This window comes from Streptomyces cinnamoneus, assembly GCF_014650495.1.
Taxonomy (GTDB): domain Bacteria; phylum Actinomycetota; class Actinomycetes; order Streptomycetales; family Streptomycetaceae; genus Streptomyces; species Streptomyces cinnamoneus.
On record NZ_BMVB01000048.1, the window covers coordinates 1 to 17,327 of the forward strand.

The 17,327-nt window shown below is 72.8% G+C and carries 17 protein-coding genes; 6 read left to right on the forward strand and 11 right to left on the reverse strand.

Annotation, left to right across the window (positions count from 1 at the left end):
- Positions 1 to 164: 164 nt before the first annotated feature.
- Positions 165 to 1,196: a small ribosomal subunit Rsm22 family protein gene (locus IE182_RS30940; RefSeq protein WP_190113315.1), complete on the forward strand. Its 1,032-nt coding sequence runs from the start codon at positions 165 to 167 to the stop codon at positions 1,194 to 1,196.
- 126 nt (positions 1,197 to 1,322) lie between these two features.
- Here IE182_RS30940 and ddaH read toward each other — a convergent pair whose 3' ends face one another.
- Both ddaH and IE182_RS30950 read right to left on the reverse strand, forming a co-directional pair.
- Positions 1,323 to 2,177, reverse strand: a complete 855-nt coding sequence (gene ddaH / locus IE182_RS30945) for a dimethylargininase (RefSeq protein WP_373303650.1) — start codon at positions 2,175 to 2,177, stop codon at positions 1,323 to 1,325.
- Between the two features lie 81 nt (positions 2,178 to 2,258).
- Entirely contained in the window at positions 2,259 to 2,444 is a 186-nt protein-coding gene (locus IE182_RS30950; RefSeq protein WP_190113316.1) for a DUF6243 family protein, read from the reverse strand.
- A 128-nt stretch (positions 2,445 to 2,572) separates the two neighbouring features.
- Between IE182_RS30950 and IE182_RS30955 the strand changes: the two genes are divergently transcribed.
- Positions 2,573 to 3,166, forward strand: coding sequence for a TetR/AcrR family transcriptional regulator (locus tag IE182_RS30955; RefSeq protein WP_190113317.1), 594 nt, complete (start codon positions 2,573 to 2,575; stop codon positions 3,164 to 3,166).
- A 130-nt stretch (positions 3,167 to 3,296) separates the two neighbouring features.
- The gene (locus IE182_RS30960; protein WP_190113318.1) at positions 3,297 to 4,025 is read left to right on the forward strand and encodes a bifunctional DNA primase/polymerase; all 729 of its coding nucleotides are present in this window, start codon (positions 3,297 to 3,299) and stop codon (positions 4,023 to 4,025) included.
- Between the two features lie 30 nt (positions 4,026 to 4,055).
- Here the strand turns inward: IE182_RS30960 and IE182_RS30965 are convergent, their stop codons facing one another.
- The 7 genes from IE182_RS30965 to IE182_RS30995 form a co-directional block, all read right to left on the reverse strand.
- Entirely contained in the window at positions 4,056 to 5,117 is a 1,062-nt protein-coding gene (locus tag IE182_RS30965) for an SCO2278 family lipoprotein (RefSeq protein ID WP_506417127.1), read from the reverse strand.
- Entirely contained in the window at positions 5,014 to 5,985 is a 972-nt protein-coding gene (gene efeU / locus IE182_RS30970) for an iron uptake transporter permease EfeU (RefSeq protein ID WP_190113320.1), read from the reverse strand. Before efeU ends, IE182_RS30965 begins: the two co-directional genes overlap by 104 nt.
- Before the next feature lie 31 nt (positions 5,986 to 6,016).
- A complete protein-coding gene (gene efeB / locus IE182_RS30975) occupies positions 6,017 to 7,354 on the reverse strand; it encodes an iron uptake transporter deferrochelatase/peroxidase subunit (protein ID WP_190113321.1) in 1,338 nt (445 codons plus the stop codon).
- 18 nt (positions 7,355 to 7,372) lie between these two features.
- The gene (gene efeO, locus IE182_RS30980; protein WP_190113322.1) at positions 7,373 to 8,506 is read right to left on the reverse strand and encodes an iron uptake system protein EfeO; all 1,134 of its coding nucleotides are present in this window, start codon (positions 8,504 to 8,506) and stop codon (positions 7,373 to 7,375) included.
- Between the two features lie 143 nt (positions 8,507 to 8,649).
- Positions 8,650 to 9,498: a heme ABC transporter ATP-binding protein gene (locus IE182_RS30985; RefSeq protein WP_190113323.1), complete on the reverse strand. Its 849-nt coding sequence runs from the start codon at positions 9,496 to 9,498 to the stop codon at positions 8,650 to 8,652.
- 213 nt (positions 9,499 to 9,711) lie between these two features.
- Entirely contained in the window at positions 9,712 to 10,860 is a 1,149-nt protein-coding gene (locus IE182_RS30990; protein ID WP_190113324.1) for a FecCD family ABC transporter permease, read from the reverse strand.
- A 1-nt stretch (position 10,861) separates the two neighbouring features.
- Entirely contained in the window at positions 10,862 to 11,923 is a 1,062-nt protein-coding gene (locus tag IE182_RS30995) for a heme/hemin ABC transporter substrate-binding protein (protein ID WP_373303651.1), read from the reverse strand.
- Between the two features lie 83 nt (positions 11,924 to 12,006).
- On the opposite strand from IE182_RS30995, the gene IE182_RS31000 reads away from it, so the two are divergent.
- Positions 12,007 to 13,437 (forward strand): HtaA domain-containing protein, encoded by a 1,431-nt coding sequence (locus tag IE182_RS31000; RefSeq protein WP_190113325.1) that lies wholly within the window; start codon positions 12,007 to 12,009, stop codon positions 13,435 to 13,437.
- Between the two features lie 132 nt (positions 13,438 to 13,569).
- Positions 13,570 to 15,192 carry an HtaA domain-containing protein gene (locus IE182_RS31005; protein ID WP_190113326.1) on the forward strand — a complete coding sequence of 541 codons (1,623 nt, stop codon included), beginning with the start codon at positions 13,570 to 13,572 and terminating at the stop codon, positions 15,190 to 15,192.
- 81 nt (positions 15,193 to 15,273) lie between these two features.
- Here IE182_RS31005 and IE182_RS31010 read toward each other — a convergent pair whose 3' ends face one another.
- Both IE182_RS31010 and map read right to left on the reverse strand, forming a co-directional pair.
- A complete protein-coding gene (locus IE182_RS31010) occupies positions 15,274 to 15,936 on the reverse strand; it encodes a biliverdin-producing heme oxygenase (protein WP_190113327.1) in 663 nt (220 codons plus the stop codon).
- Positions 15,937 to 16,079: 143 nt separating this feature from the next.
- Positions 16,080 to 16,937: a type I methionyl aminopeptidase gene (map, locus tag IE182_RS31015; RefSeq protein WP_190113328.1), complete on the reverse strand. Its 858-nt coding sequence runs from the start codon at positions 16,935 to 16,937 to the stop codon at positions 16,080 to 16,082.
- A 46-nt stretch (positions 16,938 to 16,983) separates the two neighbouring features.
- Here map and IE182_RS31020 point away from each other — a divergent pair, with 46 nt between their 5' ends.
- Positions 16,984 to 17,193, forward strand: a complete 210-nt coding sequence (locus IE182_RS31020) for a hypothetical protein (RefSeq protein ID WP_190113329.1) — start codon at positions 16,984 to 16,986, stop codon at positions 17,191 to 17,193.
- Positions 17,194 to 17,327 lie beyond the last annotated feature (134 nt).

The following is a 17,327-nucleotide window of genomic DNA, read 5'->3' on the forward strand; positions in this document are numbered from 1 at the left end:
ACCGACCCCACACCGGCATCCACGGCCAAACACCCGCCAGCCGCGTCACCAACCTCACCGAACAACACACCTAGGGCGTGTCCGAGGAAAGGCGCAGAAGGTGCAGAGGAAGGCGGGTGGCAAGGCGCATCGAAGCGGGTGGGAAGGCGCATAGAATTCGCCAAATGCACGCCCCCGCCCCCGCTCCCTCCGGTGAGACCCCGCCCACCGGTGAGACCCTGCGCACCGCCCTCGCCGGCCTCCTCGACGGGCTGCCGCCCCGGCAGGCCACCCAGGCCGTCGAGCGGCTGATCGCCAACTACCGGGGGCGCACCCCCACCCACACCCCCGTGCTGCGCGACCGCTCCGACGTGGTGGCGTACGCGGCGTACCGCATGCCGGCCACGTTCGAGGCCGTCCGCTCGGCGCTGGAGGCGTTCCGCGACCGGCTGCCGGAGTGGACGCCCGCCACGCACGTGGACGTGGGCGGCGGCACCGGCGCCGCGACCTGGGCGGTCGCGGCGGCCTGGCCGGAGGGGCGGCACTCCACCACCGTCCTGGACTGGGCCGAGCCGGCGCTCGCCCTCGGCGGCGAGCTGGCCCGGACCGCCCGGTCCGCGTCCCTGCGCACCGCGCAGTGGCGGCGGCAGACGATCGGCGCCGGGCTGGCCGTCCCCGACGGCACGGACCTGGTCACCGTCTCGTACGTGCTCGGCGAGCTCACCGAGGAGGGCCGCCGCGCCGTCACCGACGAGGCGGCCCGTGCGGCGCGCGCCGTCGTCCTGATCGAGCCGGGCACCCCCGAGGGCTACCTGCGGATCATCGAGGCGCGCGACCGCCTGATCGCGGCGGGCTTCCGCGTCGTCGCGCCCTGCCCGCACAGCGCGGCGTGCCCGATAGAGCCGGGCAGCGACTGGTGCCACTTCTCGGCGCGGGTGAGCCGGTCGTCGCTGCACCGGCAGGTGAAGGGCGGATCGCTGGCGTACGAGGACGAGAAGTTCTCCTACGTGGCGGCGGTGCGCGACGAGGCCGTGCCGGACGCCGTCGCCCGGATCGTGCGCAAGCCGCAGATCCGCAAGGGGCAGGTGCTGCTCGACCTGTGCCTGCCCGAGGTCGGCCTGGCCCGCGAGACGGTGACCAAGCGGCACGGGCCGCTGTACCGGGCCGCGCGCGACGCGGACTGGGGCGACGAGTGGCCGCCGCCGGCGGAGGACTGACCGGGCCCCGCCCTGACGGGTGGCCCCCGCCACCCCGCCACCCCGTCACCCCTGCTGCCGGGAGGTGCCCCGGACGGGCCGCGCCTGCGGCCCGCCCGGGGCAAACGGATCCCGTCACGGATCCCGTCAGCGCAGCTCCTGCGTGCAGCACTTGACGCTGCCGCCGCCCTTGAGGAGCTCGCCGAGGTCCATGCCGATCGGCTCGTAGCCTCTCGCCCGCAGGGGCTCGAAGAGGCCGACCGCCGCCTGGGGGAGCAGGACGTGGCGGCCGTCGCACACCGCGTTCAGCCCCAGGGCCGCCGCGTCCTCCTCCGTCGCGATCAGGGCGTCGGGGAAGAGCCGCTTGAGGACCGCCCGGCTTCCCGGCGAGAACGCACCCGGGTAGTACATGACCTCGTCCTCACCCCCGTCGAGGACGGACAGTGCCGTGTCCAGGTGGTAGTAGCGGGGATCGACCAGGTCCAGGCCGATCACCGGGCGGCCGAAGAACTCCTGTGCCTCCGGATGCGCGAGCGGGCTGCTGCGGAAGCCGCGGCCGGCCAGCAGCCAGGAGGCGGTGACGGCGAAGTCGCCCTCGCCCTCGTTGATGTGCTCCGGTTCGCGCACGTGCTCGTAGCCGTGCGCGCGGAACCACTCGCGGTGCACCGCCGCCTCGGCCCAGCGCTCGGGGTGGGTGAAGCGGGCGCCGAGGACGCGGCCGTCGACGACGGTGGCGCCGTTGGCGGCGTAGACCATGTCCGGCAGGTCCGGACGGGGCGTCAGCTCCTCCACCGTGTGGCCGAGGGCGCGGTAGCGGTCGCGGAGGTCTTCCCACTGTGCGAGGGCGAGCGGCAGGTCGACCGGCTTGCCCGGGTCCATCCAGGGGTTGATCGAGTACGTCACCCTGAAGTACGTGGGCGGGCACATCAGATAGCGGCGAGGGGTGGATGCACGCGGGGCTGTACGCAAGTCGCGCTCCTCACGGTGGCGTTGGGCACGCACGGGCTTCTCGTGCGTGCCCAAATCGTCCACGCTGCGCGACGTCGGCGCATGAACCGTACGGGTGGTTTACGCGCCACCCGTTCACGAACGGCCGTTGCCGTTGCGGCCCTCGCGCAGGGCGCGCAGGAGCTCGCGCTTCTGTGCCTGCGGGTCGATGCCGCCGCCCGCGCCCCTGCCGCCCCGGCCGCCGCCGCGCAGGGCGCTGCGGGAGAGGTTGCTGCGGGTGCCGCCGACGCCGAGCATGCTGCCTGAATTACCCCGGGTCATGGGATGTCCTCTCGTCTTGAGCGAGACGGCTCGTCTCGCAACGCCTCTAGAATGGACGAGACGGTTCGTCTTGTCAACGATTTTCGAGACGATACGTCTCGCCTTAATGTCTCGCTACACTTCCCGCCATGGTGACCACCCGGACCCCCGACTCCACCCGGCGCAGCGAACGTTCCCGCCGGGCGATCTTCGACGCCGCGCTCGAACTCATCGGTGAGGTCGGCTACGACAAGCTGACCATCGAGGGCATCGCGGCCCGCGCGGGCGTGGGCAAGCAGACGATCTACCGCTGGTGGCCCTCGAAGGCCGCCGTGCTGCTGGACGCGTTCCTCGCGGAGGCGGGCGACGAGGAGATCGTGCTCCCCGACACCGGCGACCTCGCCGCCGACCTCAAGTTCGTGCTGCGCGCCAGCGTCGACGAGTTCAACGACCCCAAGTTCGAGGCGCCCTACCGGGCACTCGCCGTCGCCGGGGCGAACGACCCCGAGCTCTCCGAACCGTTCGTGAACCGCCTCCAGGAGACCGGCCACCAGGCTTACGTCAACCGCCTGCGCCGCGCCCAGGAAGCCGGCCGGATCGCCGAGGACGTCGATCTGCGCATCGCCACGGAGATGCTCCTCGGCCCCTTCTTCCAGCGCTGGCTCATGCGGACGGCCCCCCTCACCCACGAGTTCACCGACACCCTCGTCGACATGCTCCTCAGGGCCGTCGCCCCGCGCTGAGACCCCGCGGCGCCCGCGCCCGGGCGCCCGACGCGGCCGGTCTCACACCCCCCGGATGCGTTCGGCGGTCACACCGGGAGCAGGATGGTGGCAGCATTGACCGGAGACCGCGGTCGAAGTGAGGGGATAGATGGAACGCAAGAGCAGGTTCTCCCAATGGCTGCGCCGCCCCAGGAGCGGAACGGGCGGCGAAACGGGCACGGGCGCGGCGACCGCCGCCGCGCGCGAGGAGCTGCTCCTGGCCGCCGCCGCCGCGGGCTTCCCCCTGGCCCCGGCCGCGCACCCGTCCGGGTACGGCTGTTCCTGTGAGCGCATCGGCTGTCCCACGCCCGGCCGCCACCCCGTCTCCTTCGCCTGGCAGACCCTCGCCACGACGGACGCCGAGAAGGTCACCAAATGGCTGCGCAGCCAGCCGGAGGCCAACTTCGTCACCGCCACCGGCATCGTCCACGACGTCCTCGACGTCCCCGCCGAGGCCGGCCGGCAGGCCCTGGACCGGCTGACGGAGGCCGGCGTCGAGGTCGGCCCGGTCGCCACCGTCGCCCCCGACCGCATGCTGTTCTTCACCGCCACCCGCGGCACCCCGGACGACGAGGACGAGTGGTGGCCGTGCGAGCTGGACTGCCATCCCGAGACGATGGACGAGCATCCGGGACTGCGCTGGCACTGCCGCGGCAGCTACGTGCTGCTGCCCCCCTCGCAGCTCCCCGGTGACGAGGGCGTCGCCTGGCTCCTGGGCCCCGAGCGCCCGCTGCCCGACCCGCTGACCCTCCTGGAATCCCTCACCGACGCCTGCGCCCAGTACGCGGGCGAGCGCCAGGACCACGAGCCGGCCCACCCCTGGCCCATCGGCCGCTGAGCCCCGCCGCCGGTGCCGCGGGCGGGTGCGCTACTCGCCCTTCGCCGCGGTCAGCGACTCGATCCGGTTGAGGAAGAACACCATGCCGCCGTCGGCCTCCCGCGCCGGCACCTGCACCGCCGCCTCCGAGATCCGGGTGTACGTCACCGCCTGCTTCAGGTCGCCCTTCAGCAGCGCCTTCGTCCGCGGGTCGGTCACCTCCGGGCGCACGCCCTTGACCATGGTGCGCCGCTCCCGGTGGTGCGCGGTGAAGAAGGCCAGCGCACCGCCGCCCTCGGTGCGCAGGGCCAGGGCGGGGAAGTCCGGCGCCTGCTCCGGGGCGTCGATGTACTCGGTCCAGAACGTGGGGGTCCGGGCCAGCTTGCCGCGCTCGGTCCGCAGCTGCGAGGTCGCCCCGCCGGGGGCGAACGTCCTGCCCTGGCCGGTGCGCAGGTAGTCCGTGTACGAGCTGCTCAGCACGCCCGGGTCGGCCATCAGGCCGCCCGACGCCGCGCCCTTGCCGCCGTCGCCTGCTTTGTCGTTCCCGCCGCTCTTACCGCCCATGCCGGCCGGGCTGTCCTTGCCGTTCTTACCGCCCTTGCCGTCCGCGCTGCGGGCGGGGACGGCCTCGGCGTAGCCGTCCTTGTCGAGGACGAACTTCGGGACCTTCCCCTCGGCGAGCAGCGAGAGGTAGGCGGCCTTCCACGGCTGCCGGGCGGAGCCGCGCGTGAACACCACGAGCCACCGGTTGTCGTCACGGTTGCTGCGGGTGTCGGCGACGAAGAACTTCGGCCAGCCGGTCGACTTGGGGATGGTGAAGCGGGCGTCCTTGAGGACGAGCGCCGGATAGCCGGGGTTGCCGCCCGGCGTCACGGCGCGCTGGGCGACCATGTCGGCCCGGCCCATCTCGGCCAGCGCACCGGTCTCGACCCGGTCCACCAGGGCCGGGTCGAGCTTGCGGTACGCCTCGGTGTAGCCGTCGGTGAACCGCTGGAGGACCTTGGGTGCCTCAGCCTTGCTCACCGACGGGACGATCGCCCGTTCGCCGTGCACCGTCACGCAGCCCGTCGCCGCCGGCAGCGACGCCAGCGTCAGAGCTGCCGCCGGGAACACTCGACGGGGCGACCGGCGTCTCATCGCGCTTCGACTCCTTGGTGACGGCTCGGGACGGCGCCACCCTACCCGCACGGCCCGGGGCGAAGAACACCACCAGGGTCGGGACCAGGTACAGCGTCCACGCCGCCACCTGAAGCCACGTCGGATCGGCCTGGAAGTTGAAGATGCCCTTCAGCAGCGTGCCGTACCAGCTGTCGGCCGGGACCTGCTCGCTGATGTCGAACGCCTTGCTGCCCAGGCCCGGCAGGACGCCGGCCTCCTGCAGGTCGTGGAAGCCGTAGGCGAGCACGCCCGCGGCGACCACGATCAGCATCGCGCCGGTCCAGGTGAAGAACTTCGCGAGGTTGATCTTCAGTGCGCCCCGGTAGAACAGCCAGCCCAGCACCACGGCCGTCAGCAGGCCGAGGACCGCGCCGACCAGGGGCCGGATGCCGTCGTTCGTGGCGTCCGCCGCGGCCCAGATGAACAGCGCGGTCTCCAGGCCCTCACGGCCGACGGCCAGGAAGGCCGTCGCGACCAGTGCGCCGGTGCCCATCGCCAGGGCCGCGTCGAGCTTGCCGTGCAACTCCTTCTTCAGATGCCGCGCGGTGCGCCGCATCCAGAAGACCATCCACGTCACCAGGCACACGGCGATGATCGACAGCGAGCCGCCGAGCATCTCCTGCGCCTCGAACGTCATGCTCTGCGAGCCGAACGTCAGGAGCGCCCCGAAGGCCATGCTGAGCAGCACGGCCACGCCGATGCCGGTCCACACCGGCGTCAGCGCGTCCTTGCGGCCCGTCTTCACCAGGTAGGCGACGAGGATGCAGACGACCAGGCTGGCCTCCAGGCCCTCACGCAGGCCGATCAGGTAGTTGCCGAACACGCGGCATCTCCTTTCAGGGTTGGACCGGTGGTCACGCGAAGAGGGCCTTGCCCCACCAGTCGCCGGAGTCCCGGACGCCCGGCGGCACGGCGAAGATCGCCGAGCCGACGTGCTGGATGTACTCGTTCAGTGCGTCGTTGCGTGCCAGGTTCGTCTGCAGCGGGATGAACGCGTCGCGGACGTCACGCTGGTACGCGATGAAGAACAGCCCCGCGTCCAGCCGGCCGAGCCCGTCCGTGCCGTCCGTGAAGGAGTAGCCGCGGCGCAGGATCGTCGCCCCGCTGTTGCTGTCGGGGTGGGCGAGGCGCACGTGGGAGTCCGGCTTCATCGCCTTGAGGACGGGCTCGTCGCGCTCCTTCTGCTTGCCGACGGGGGCGCCCTCGGCCTTGTCGCGGCCGAAGATGTCCTCCTGCTCCTGCAGCGAGGTGCGGTCCCAGGTCTCGATGTGCATCCGGATGCGGCGCGCGACGAGGTACGAGCCGCCGGTCATCCAGCCGGCGCCGTCCTTCTCGCTCACCCACACGTGCTTGTCGAGGGCGGCCTGGTCGGTGCCGGAGATGTTCCGGGTGCCGTCCTTGAAGCCCATCATGTTGCGCGGGGTCTGCGCGTCCGGCGTCGTCGAGGACGTCTTGCCGAAGCCCAGCTGCGACCAGCGGATGGCGACCTTGCCCATGCCGATGCGGGCGAGGTTGCGGATCGCGTGCACTGCGACCTGCGGGTCGTCGGCGCACGCCTGGACGCACAGGTCGCCGCCGCTGCGGGCCGCGTCGAGGTTGTCGCCGGGGAAGCCCGGCAGGTCGACCAGCGCCTGCGGCCGCCGGGACTTCAGCCCGAAGCGGTCCTTGCCGTCCTTCTCGAACAGGCCCGGGCCGACGCCGAAGGTCAGCGTCAGCCGCGAGGGCTTGAGGCCGAGGGCCTCGCCGGTGTCGTCCGGGGGGAGCTGGTCGTTCTCGCCGACCGCGCCCGAACCGACCTCGTGGCCGGCCGTCATCCGGGCGGCGGCGGCCGTCCACTCCTGCAGCACCTTGATCAGCGCGGCGCGGTCGGACGTGGTCACGTCGAACGCGGCGAAGTGCAGGCGGTCCTGGACGGGCGTGGCGATGCCGGCCTGGTGGGGGCCGTAGAAGGCCATCGCGTCACCGGCCGCGGCGGCCGGCTGGGCGTCGTCGCCGGTGCGCAGGGCGGCGGCGGTGCCGCCGGCCGCAACCGCGCCGAGCGCCAGCCCGGCGCCGCCCCAGCCGAGCACGGAGCGGCGGGAGGGGCTGGAGGTGACGGACGTGGCGGTCGTGGCGGTCGCGTCCGCCGCCTTGCCGTCCGTCGTGTCCGTCGTGTTCTCCGGGGTCGTCCCCGTACGTATCTCGTCAGCCATCGGAAACGTGTCCCCCTGTTACTTCGCGACCGCGCCGGCCAGCTTGGACAGCGGCTCGGCCAGGGCGTTGACGGCGTCGGAGAGCTTCTTGCGGTCGTCCTTGCCCACGCCGTCGTAGGACTTGAAGCCGTCGTCCTCGCGGTAGTCGCCGAGGAGCTTCTTCAGGGCGGCGAACTGCTTGTCCAGGTCGCCGGTGAGCGCGGCGTCGTTCTTGGCCGCGACCGGCTTCAGCAGCTCGTACGACTTCTCGGCGCCCTCCACGTTGGCCTGGAAGTCGACCAGGTCGGTGTGGCTGTAGCGCTCCTCCTCACCGGTCACCTTGCCGGTGGCCACCTCGTCGAGCAGCTCCTTGGCGCCGTTGGCCATGCTGGTCGGGGTGATCTCGGCGGTGCCGACGACCTTCTGCCACTCCTTGAGGTCCGTCATCAGCTGGTCGGCCAGCTTCTTGTCGTCCTCGTCGATCTTCTTCTCGTCCCAGAGCGACTTCTCCAGCTTGTGCCAGCCGGTCCACTTCTGGTCCTTCTCCAGGCCGTCCTCGCGCACGTCGACCTTGGGGTCGATGTCGCCGAAGGACTCCGCCACCGGCTCGGTGCGCTCCCAGCCGATGCGGGAGACGGCGTAGAGCTTCTTCGCCTCGTCCACGTCACCGGCCTTGACCGCGTCGGCGAACTTCTGCGCCGCCGGAATCGTCTCGTCGGCCTGCTGCTGGACGTACTTGCGGTACTCGGCGACCGCCTTCTCCAGCTCCGGGTTGCTCTTCTCCTGCTTGCCCTCACCGGTCACGGTGATCTTCTGGCGGATGCCGTCGCCCTTCATGCCGGGCTTGCAGGCGATTTCGTAGGAGCCGGCCTTCTTGATCGTTGCGGTGATCTCGGCCTTGGTGCCGGGGCCTATGTTCTCCCGCTCGGTGACAATGCGGTCGCCCTCGGCATAGACGTAGACCTCGGTGACCTTTGAGCCCTTGTTCTCCACATTGATCTTCACATGGCCGGCGGGAATGGAGGTGGGGGAGACCTCGCACCTGTCGTCGGATGCGGTGACCTTGACGGCGTCCGAGCCCTTGCCGTCTGACTTCTCGGCGCAACCGGACACGGCGGTCAGGGCCGCGGCCACCGCGACGGCGGTGACGGCGGAGGAGCGGAGGACTCGCATGAAGGGCTCCAGGCTTGCTCGGAGAGCGGTACGGGGACGTGGCCGAAAACGACCGTGGCCGATTAAGGCCGCCCTAACTTATCTGAGCCTTGCCTTCCCTGTTCCCCAATCCGTGCGTGATTCAGCTCTCACGAGGCAAAATCTCATCCCTCCCGCCTCGGGATCACCAATGGCTCCCCGGTTCGCGGATGATCAATTACATCGACCGGCTGGAGATAGACACGACTCAGCAATTCGGGCGTATAGACGCGGGCGGGCGGGCCGTCCGCCGCGATCCGGCCTTCGTGGAGGACGGCGACGCGGTCCGCGTAGGCACCGGCGAGGCCGAGGTCGTGCAGCACGACCACCACCGCGTCGCCTTCGGCGGCGCGCTCACGGCAGATGCGCAGCACCACTTCCTGGTGGCGCAGGTCCAGCGCCGCCGTCGGCTCGTCGAGCAGCAGCAGGGCGGTCCGCTGGGCGAGGACCCGGGCCAGCGCCACCCGGGCCCGCTCGCCGCCCGACAGCGCGGCGAACGGACGGGGTCCGAATCCGGCCACGTCGGCGGCGGCCATGGCGGCCCGGACCGCCGCCCCGTCCTCGTCCTCGGCGGCCGTCCCGGCCCAGGGCGCGCGGCCCATCCGCACGACCTCGCCGACGGTGAAGGGGAACGACAGCTCGGCCGTCTGCGGCAGCACGGCCCGGCGCAGGGCGAGTTCGCCGGCGCTCCACGCACCGGCCGGCAGCCCGTCGACGCGCACCTCGCCGGACTCGGCGGGCAGATCGCCGGCGAGCGCGGCCAGCAGCGTGGACTTGCCGGCCCCGTTCGGGCCGACGAGCGCCACGACCTCGCCCGCGCGGACCGTCAGATCGACACCGGCCAGCACGGCCCGCCCCCCGAGCCGCACGTGCAGGGAACGGGCCTCGGCCCGCACCGAACCGGCGACGACGGGCCCGGGCAGCCGCCGCCCGCCCCGGCGGGCGAGGAACGAACGCAGGGCGCGGGCGCTCATGACCGGCCTCCTCGTGCAGGGCGGCGGTCCGGGGCGTGGGGGCTCATGCCCAGCCCCCTTGCCGGCGGCGGTGTGGCGTGCGGGCGTTCATGCCCAGCCTCCTTGCTTGCGGCGCGTCCTGCGTAGCAGCCAGCTGTGTTGTTCCGGGGGCAACCCCCGGACCCCCGGCCGGGGGGTTCCGGTGAGCTGGGCGGCGGTGTGGCGTGCGGGCGTTCATGCCCAGCCTCCTTGCTTGCGGCGCGTCCTGCGTAGCAGCCAGAAGAAGAACGGGCTGCCGAACAGGGCCGTCAGGACTCCCAGGGGCAGCTCCGCCGGCTGGGCCGCCGTGCGGGCCGCGAGGTCGCCGGCGACCAGCACCAGGGCGCCGCCCAGGGCGCTGCCCGGCACCAGGAAGCGGTGCGCCGGGCCCGCCGCCATCCGCAGCAGGTGCGGCACCAGCAGGCCCACGAACGTGATGACGCCGGCCACCGCCACCGCCGCCGCCGTCAGCAGGGCGACCACCAGCACCAGCACCAGCCGCAGCCGTTCCACGTCGACGCCCAGGTGGCGCGCCGGCCGTTCGCCGAGCGCCAGCAGGTCCAGCTTGCGCGCGTACCAGGGGGCGACGGCCAGCCCGGCCAGGGCGCACGGCAGCACGGCGAGCACCTTCGGCCAGGTCGCCTGGGCCAGCGAACCGAGCTGCCAGAAGGCGATCTGGGCGATCTGGGCGTTGTCCGCGAGGAAGACGCCCAGCCCGACGAGCGCGCCCGCGAAGGCGTTCACGGCGATGCCGGTGAGGATGAGCGTCACCACCTCGGTGCGGCCGCCCGAGCGGGAGAGCACGTACACCAGCAGCACGGTCACCAGCCCGCCCGCGAACGCGCAGACGCTGATCGTCCAGGTCCCCAGGAAGCTCAGCCCCAGCGCGATCGAGGCGACCGCGCCGACGGCCGCGCCCATGGAGATGCCGATGACACCGGGCTCGGCGAGGGGGTTGCCGAAGACGCCCTGCATGAGCGCGCCCGCGCAGCCGAGCGAGGCGCCGACCAGCAGGGCCAGCGCGACGCGGGGCAGCCGCACGTTCCACAGCACGCTCTCGCCGACCCGGTCCAGCGGCGCGCCGCCGAGGCCGGCGCGGTGCAGGAGGGAGCCCATGACGTCCCCGACCGGGATGTCGTAGGCGCCGAGTCCGGCGGAGAGCAGGCACAGGGCGGCGAGGGCGGCGGCCATGCCGCACGTCAGCAAGGCGGCGCGGCGCCGCCCGCGCGACGGCGCCGGGGAGGCGGCGCCCTCACGGACGCCGCGGGGGTCCGACGCGGCGTCAAGGCCGGTGCCGTGAGCGGCCGGTGCCGCCCCGGCGGGGGTTCTCGACGGGTGGCCCATGTCAGCGGCCGCCCCGGTGGATCTGCTCGACCAGGCTCGTGAGCACCGCATCGGTGCGCGGGCCGAAGTTCAGCAGGACGCCGTCGTCGACGGAGGCGATCCGGCGGTCCAGGCCGGCCGGGGTCTGGCCCACGCCGGGGATCTTCAGCAGGCCGTCCACCCCGCCGACCGAGTCGAGCCCCTTGCTCATCACGAGGATCACGTCCGGCGCGGCCTTCGCCAGCGCCTCGCTCGTGATGGGCGTGAAGTCCTTCTTCAGGCCCGACTCCTTGCCCGCGTCGATGCCGCCGGCCGCCTCGATCAGCGAGTCGGCTCCCGAACCGGCGCCGCCCAGGAGGTAGACCGAGGCCGAGCCGCGCAGGTAGAGGAAGGCGACCCGTGGCCTGCCGCCGCCCGCGGCGGCGTCGCGCGGAATGCCCTTGCGCGCCTGGTCGATGCGGCCCTGGGTGCGGGTGCGCAGCTCGTCGCCGGCGGCGCGCACGCCGAGCGCGGCGGCCACCTGGTCGATGCGGGTGCCGACGTCGTCGAGCTTCTTCGCCGGGTCCAGGACGACGAGCGGAACGCCCGCGGCCCGGATCTGGCCGATCGCCTCGGCGGGGCCGGTGGTGGTCTCGGCGAGGACGAGCGTGGGCTTCAGGGACAGCACGCTCTCCGCGGAGACGTCGTGCGCGCGCGTGACGACGGGCAGGTTGCGCGCCTGCTCGAACGTGGCGGTGATGTCGCGTGCGACGACGCGGCCGCCCAGACCGAGGCCGAAAACGACCTCGGACGACGCCCCGCTGAGTGGGACGATCCGATCGGTGGCCGTCACGGTGACGTCACGGCCGTCGGACGACCGTACGGTCACCGGCAGTTGCGGCTTCGGCTCCGTCGCCGGCAGCTCCACACGGTCGGCCGCCGCCCGGCGCCCGTCCGCCGTGCCGCCGCCGCGCCCGCCGCCCCCGGCGGCGTCGTCCGAGGGGCCGCAGCCGGTGAGGACGGCGGCCAGGGCCAGCAGGGCCGCAAGAGCGCCGAGGAGGCGTGGGAGGCGTATCAGCGCGCCCACCGGCCGGTGTTGGGACACATTCCCGCCTTTCGCTGTGAACCAGTCGGGATATAGCTTAGGTTAGCCTTACCTAAATTGCTATTGCCCGAGAGGGGCTCCCGATGCTGCCGTTCAGACCTGCCCGTGCGCCGGTCGTCGCGTTCCTCGCGGCCGCGCTGACGGTCGTGCTCCCCGCGCGTGCCGCAGCCGCGGCGGACGGTCGCGAGGTCTCGGGCGGCCGGCTGGACTGGGGCATCAAGTCCTCCTTCCAGAGCTACGTCACCGGGCCCGTGGCGCAGGGCAGTTGGGAGCTGCAGGGAGGTGCGGCGACGGTCGGCGGCAGCCAGTTCCGCTTCCACTCCGCCAAGGGCTCCCACCGTCCCGGCACCGGCGCCTTCGAGGCGGCCTTCTCCGGCGGCGTCCACTTCACCGGCCACCGCAGGCCCGACGGCTCCCACGAACTCGACCTCACCGTCAGCCGCCCCACCATCCGCATCGCGGACGGCAACGGCACCCTCTACGCCGACGTGACGAGCAAGGCCAAGGGCACGGGCGAGGTCACGACCGCCTCCAAGGTGCCGTTCGCCGCGCTCGACGTCTCCGGGGTGAACCTGCGCGGCAGCGGGACGGCCGTGCAGCTCGCGAACGTCCCGGCCACCCTCACCGAACAGGGCGCCAAGGCGTTCGCGGGCTACTACACCCGGGGCACGGCCCTGGACCCCGTCAGCCTCTCGGCCGACATCGTGGCCGCCGCCACGGCCTCGCCGGGCACGTCGCCGGGCACGTCGCCGGGCGCGAGCCCGTCCGCGACACCCGCCGGGAAGGGCGGGGACCGGGGCGAGTTCACCGGCGCGGCCGTCGACTGGGGGGTGCGCCGCACCTTCCGGGAGTACGTCACCGGCCCCATCGCCCAGGGCTCCTGGAAGCCGGCCGACGGCGCCCAGGACGGCGGAGCGCTCTTCCGCTTCCCGGCCGGCAAGGGCGTGTACGACGCCGGTCCAGCGGCCCTCGACGCGTCCTTCGAGGGCACCCTCCGCTTCACCGGCAAGGACCTCGACCTCGCGCTGGGCGGGGTGAAGGTCGTGGTGAAGGACGGCAGGGGCACGCTCTCGGCGGATGTCACCCGCGATGGCGCGGCCGCCCGCAGGAACGTTCCGCTCGTCTCCTTCGACGCCTCCGGCCTGAAGGAGAAGGACGGCCTCGTCGCCGTGTCGGAAGCCCCGGCCAAGCTCACCGCCGAAGGCGCCGGGGTCTTCGGCGGGATGTACCAGGAGGGCGCGGACATGGACCCCGTCTCGCTCGCCGTCCCCCTCGCCGCCGGTGCCGCGCTCCCGCCGCTGCCCGACCTCGGCCGCGCGCCGTCCGCGAGCCCGACGGCCGCGCCCGCCGCGGCGACGCCCCGTACGCAGCCGGCCGCGGCCGGCTCTTCCTCCTCCTTCCCCGTCGTGCCGGTGACGGCGGCCGCCGTGGTCCTGGCGGCCGCGGCCGCCACCTTCACCCTCGGCCGCCGGCGCCGGACCGCCGCCGCGGCCCGCGCGGCACACGAGGAATGACCCGACTCCGCGCCGGCAGCTGCCTCCTCCTCACCGAGCGGCCGGCGCGGCCCCTCCCCACCCCGATGCCCACCACCCCATGTCCACCCCGATGTCCATGAGCGTTCCCCCCTGTCTAGGAGAGCACCGACCATGACCGTCACCGCACGCCGCCGCCCCCTCGCCCTCGCGGCAGCCGTCGCCACGGCCGCCGCAGCCCTGGGCACCACCGCCCTGACCGTCCCGGCGGCCCACGCCGCGGACGGCCCGCCGCCGCAGATGCAGCTCAAGGACGGCACGCTGGAGTGGGGCCTGAAGAAGTCCTTCCGCGAGTACATCGAGACCGGCTTCGGAGGCGGCGCGATCGAGGTCGCCGACGGCGCGCAGCGCACCGGCGACGGCCCCTTCACCTTCACCGGCGGTACGGGCACGTACGACATGGCGACGCACGCGATCGCCACCACCTTCAGGGGCGGCGTGCGCTTCCTCGGTCACGACGGCGAACTCGATCTGAAGTTCGCGGACCTGAAGCTGGCGGGTGACGCCGGCGGCAAGACCGGCCGCATCACCGCCGACGTCACGCGGGACGGCAGGACCGAGGACGACGTGCCCCTCGCCTCCCTGGACCTGGGGGCGGCCAAGCGGGGTGGCGGCCGGGGCGGCGTCATCACCCTCGGCGCGATACCCGCCAAGCTGACGGCGCAGGGCGCCAAGGTCTTCTCGTACAAGGGCCGGTCCTTCTACAAGGAGGGTGCCGCGCTCGACAACGCCTCGCTCACGGTGACGGCGGTGGCACAGCCGCCGGCGGGCGGCGGCACGAAGGACGCCGGCACGTCCACGGACGTCCCCGCCACCAAGGACGCCGGCACCTCCACGGACGAGGACAAGAAGACCGGCGACGGCAGGAACCCCGGCGGCGACCCCCGGACCGGCGGGGCCCCCGGCACGACCGGTGAGGGCAAGGCCCCCCAGAGCGGGGTCTACGACGGACGGCTCGACTGGGGCGTCAAGAAGTCCTTCCGCGACTACATCACCGACGGGTTCGCCAAGGGCAGGGCCGAACTCCTCGGCGACGCCGTGAAGGCCGGCGACTCCTACCGCTTCACCAAGGGTCACGGGACGTACGACGCGTCCACGAACACGCTCGACGCCGCGTTCAACGGTGAGGTGCGCTTCACCGGCCACGACGGGGAACTGGACCTGAAGCTCGGCAACTTCACCGTCAAGGCGTCCGCCACCGGCGCCACCCTGAGCGCCGACGTGTCGGCCAAGGACAAGGGGTCGACCACCACGACCAAGGCCGTGCCGCTCGCCGATCTGAAGCCCGGCGCGGACGCCCTCAAGGCCAGGAACGGGGTCGTCTCCCTCTCCGCCGTCCCCGCGACCCTCACCGAACAGGGCGCCAAGGTCTTCTCGTACAAGGGCCGGTCCTTCTACAAGACGGGCTCCGGGCTCGACCCGGTGACGCTCGCCGTCACCGTCGACAAGGACGCCAAGCTGCCCGACGACCAGGGTTCCTCCTCCGGCACGGGATCCGGCACGGGTACGGGCTCCGGCTCCACCGGCACGGGGTCCGGCTCCACCGGTACGGGCAGCGGCTCCGGTTCGGCCGGTGGCGGCGCCAAGGGTGGTGTCACGGGCAGCGAGGCGTCCCTCGCCGCCACCGGTGCCGGCGTTCCCACCGGTCCCCTCGCCGGTGGCGCGGCGGCCCTCGTCGTCGCCGGCGGCGCGGCCGTCTACGCCACCCGGCGCCGTTCCCCGCTCGCCAGGGGCTGACGGCCCCTCCCCGGAAACGGCCTGCGCCCCCGGTACGGTCACCGGGGGCGCAGGCGCAGGTCCGTGCGGAAGCGGGCGCGGTCAGGCGCTGAGCGGGAACTCCCGGCCCAGCTCCCGGAAGACCGCGGTGTTCAGCGCGAACGCCCGCTTGCACTCCTCGATCACACGCTGCTTCTCCAGGTCGTCCACCGGCAGCGCGTCCAGCAGCTCGCGGTACTCGCGCTTGAAGGCGGCGGGGTTGGCGATGCCCTCGAAGACGTAGAAGCGGACGCCGTCGCCCTTGCGGGCGAAGCCCCAGGTCTTCTCGGCGGTCCCCCGGATGATCTGGCCGCCGGAGAGGTCGCCCAGGTAGCGCGTGTAGTGGTGGGCGACGTAGCCGGCGGGCCAGTCGCGGGCGCACTCCGCGACCCGCGCCGCGTACGCCGCCGTCGCGGGCAGCGGCTCCATGGCCCGGTGCCAGCCGGGGCCGCCGAGGTGGGCGAGGTCCCGCTCCAGCTGGGCCGTGCGGGCCAGCTCCGGGCGTATGAACGGACCCGCGACGGGGTCCGACGCGAGGGCCCCGGAGGCCGATTCCAGGGCCTCGTACACGAACCACAGCTGCTCGGTGTAGCGGCGGTAGGCCGCGACCCCGAGCCGGCCGCCGAGCATGTCGCTCATGAACGACGAGTTCTCGGCTTCCGTGTGCTGCTCGTGCGAGGCGGTGCGGATGAGCGTGGAGAACGGCGTCGTGGCGGGCGCGTCCAAGGCGGACCTCCGGTGACCGAGGGGACGGGAAGCAGGGGGAGAACGGGCGGTAACGGATGCGCCGGGGCGCGCCGCCACCGCCCATCCTCTCCACTTAGGTTTACCTAAGTCAATTGCTTCCCGACGCGCTGTCGGTAAAAACCCTACGGCAGCGTCAGGATCTCCGCACCCGTCTCCGTCACGACGAGCGTGTGCTCGAACTGCGCCGTCCGCTTGCGGTCCTTGGTGACGACCGTCCAGCCGTCCTCCCACATGTCGTACTCGTGCGTGCCCAGCGTCAGCATCGGCTCGATCGTGAACGTCATGCCGGGCTGGATGAGCGTGTCGTGGTGCGGGCTGTCGTAGTGGGGGACGATCAGGCCGGAGTGGAACGAGGAGTTGATGCCGTGCCCGGTGAAGTCGCGGACGACGCCGTAGCCGAAGCGCTTGGCGTAGGACTCGATGACGCGGCCGATGATGTTGATGCGGCGGCCGGGCTTGACCGCCTTGATGGCCCGGTTCAGCGACTCGCGGGTGCGCTCGACGAGCAGGCGCGACTCCTCGTCCACCTCGCCGCAGAGGTAGGTGGCGTTGTTGTCGCCGTGCACGCCGCCGATGTAGGCGGTCACGTCGAGGTTCACGATGTCGCCGTCGCGCAGCACCGTGGAGTCCGGGATGCCGTGGCAGATGACCTCGTTGACCGACGCGCACAGCGACTTGGGGAAGCCGCGGTAGCCGAGCGTCGAGGGGTAGGCGCCGTGGTCGCACATGTATTCGTGCGCCACGCGGTCCAGCTCGTCGGTGGTGACGCCGGGAGCGATGTGCTTGGCCGCCTCCTCCATGGCCCGCGCGGCGATGCCGCCCGCGATCCGCATCTTCTCGATCGTCTCGGCGTCCTGGACCTCGGGGCCGGTGTACGGGGTGGGTGCGTCCTTCCCCACGTACTCGGGCCGCAGGATCGAGGCGGGGACGGGGCGGGCGGGGGAGAGTGTCCCCGGGACAAGAAGCGACTGGCCAGACATGTCTGCGAGTGTAGTCAGGGTCGGAACACACGCTGGAGGAGAGCTGATGGCACTGTTCAAGCGGCGCACGGCCGGCAAGCCGGGCGAGTGGTACTACTGCCTCAAGCACGGGGCGGTCGAGGAGGGGCCGGAGTGCCGGGCCGCGGACCGCATGGGCCCGTACGGGACGCGGGAGGAAGCGGCCCACGCCATGGAGACGGCCCGGGAGCGGAACGAGGAGTGGCGGGAGGACCCGCGCTGGAAGGACGAGGGCTGAGCCGTCACCGGCACCGCTGGGCCGCCCGGTGGGCACGCCCGGCGGTGCCGGTGACGGCCTAGGTGTGTTGTTCGGTGAGGTTGGTGACGCGGCTGGCGGGTGTTTGGCCGTGGATGCCGGTGTGGGGTCGGTGG

Bases quoted from the DNA above. Each gene is read 5' to 3' on its own strand.
- IE182_RS30940 (WP_190113315.1), top strand. From the start codon at position 165: ATGCACGCCCCCGCCCCCGCTCCCTCCGGTGAGACCCCGCCCACCGGT.
- IE182_RS30950 (WP_190113316.1), bottom strand. From the start codon at position 2,444: ATGACCCGGGGTAATTCAGGCAGCATGCTCGGCGTCGGCGGCACCCGC.
- IE182_RS30955 (WP_190113317.1), top strand. From the start codon at position 2,573: ATGGTGACCACCCGGACCCCCGACTCCACCCGGCGCAGCGAACGTTCC.
- IE182_RS30960 (WP_190113318.1), top strand. From the start codon at position 3,297: ATGGAACGCAAGAGCAGGTTCTCCCAATGGCTGCGCCGCCCCAGGAGC.
- efeB (WP_190113321.1), bottom strand. From the start codon at position 7,354: ATGGCTGACGAGATACGTACGGGGACGACCCCGGAGAACACGACGGAC.
- efeO (WP_190113322.1), bottom strand. From the start codon at position 8,506: ATGCGAGTCCTCCGCTCCTCCGCCGTCACCGCCGTCGCGGTGGCCGCG.
- IE182_RS30985 (WP_190113323.1), bottom strand. From the start codon at position 9,498: ATGAGCGCCCGCGCCCTGCGTTCGTTCCTCGCCCGCCGGGGCGGGCGG.
- IE182_RS30990 (WP_190113324.1), bottom strand. From the start codon at position 10,860: ATGGGCCACCCGTCGAGAACCCCCGCCGGGGCGGCACCGGCCGCTCAC.
- IE182_RS31000 (WP_190113325.1), top strand. From the start codon at position 12,007: ATGCTGCCGTTCAGACCTGCCCGTGCGCCGGTCGTCGCGTTCCTCGCG.
- IE182_RS31005 (WP_190113326.1), top strand. From the start codon at position 13,570: ATGACCGTCACCGCACGCCGCCGCCCCCTCGCCCTCGCGGCAGCCGTC.
- map (WP_190113328.1), bottom strand. From the start codon at position 16,937: ATGTCTGGCCAGTCGCTTCTTGTCCCGGGGACACTCTCCCCCGCCCGC.
- IE182_RS31020 (WP_190113329.1), top strand. From the start codon at position 16,984: ATGGCACTGTTCAAGCGGCGCACGGCCGGCAAGCCGGGCGAGTGGTAC.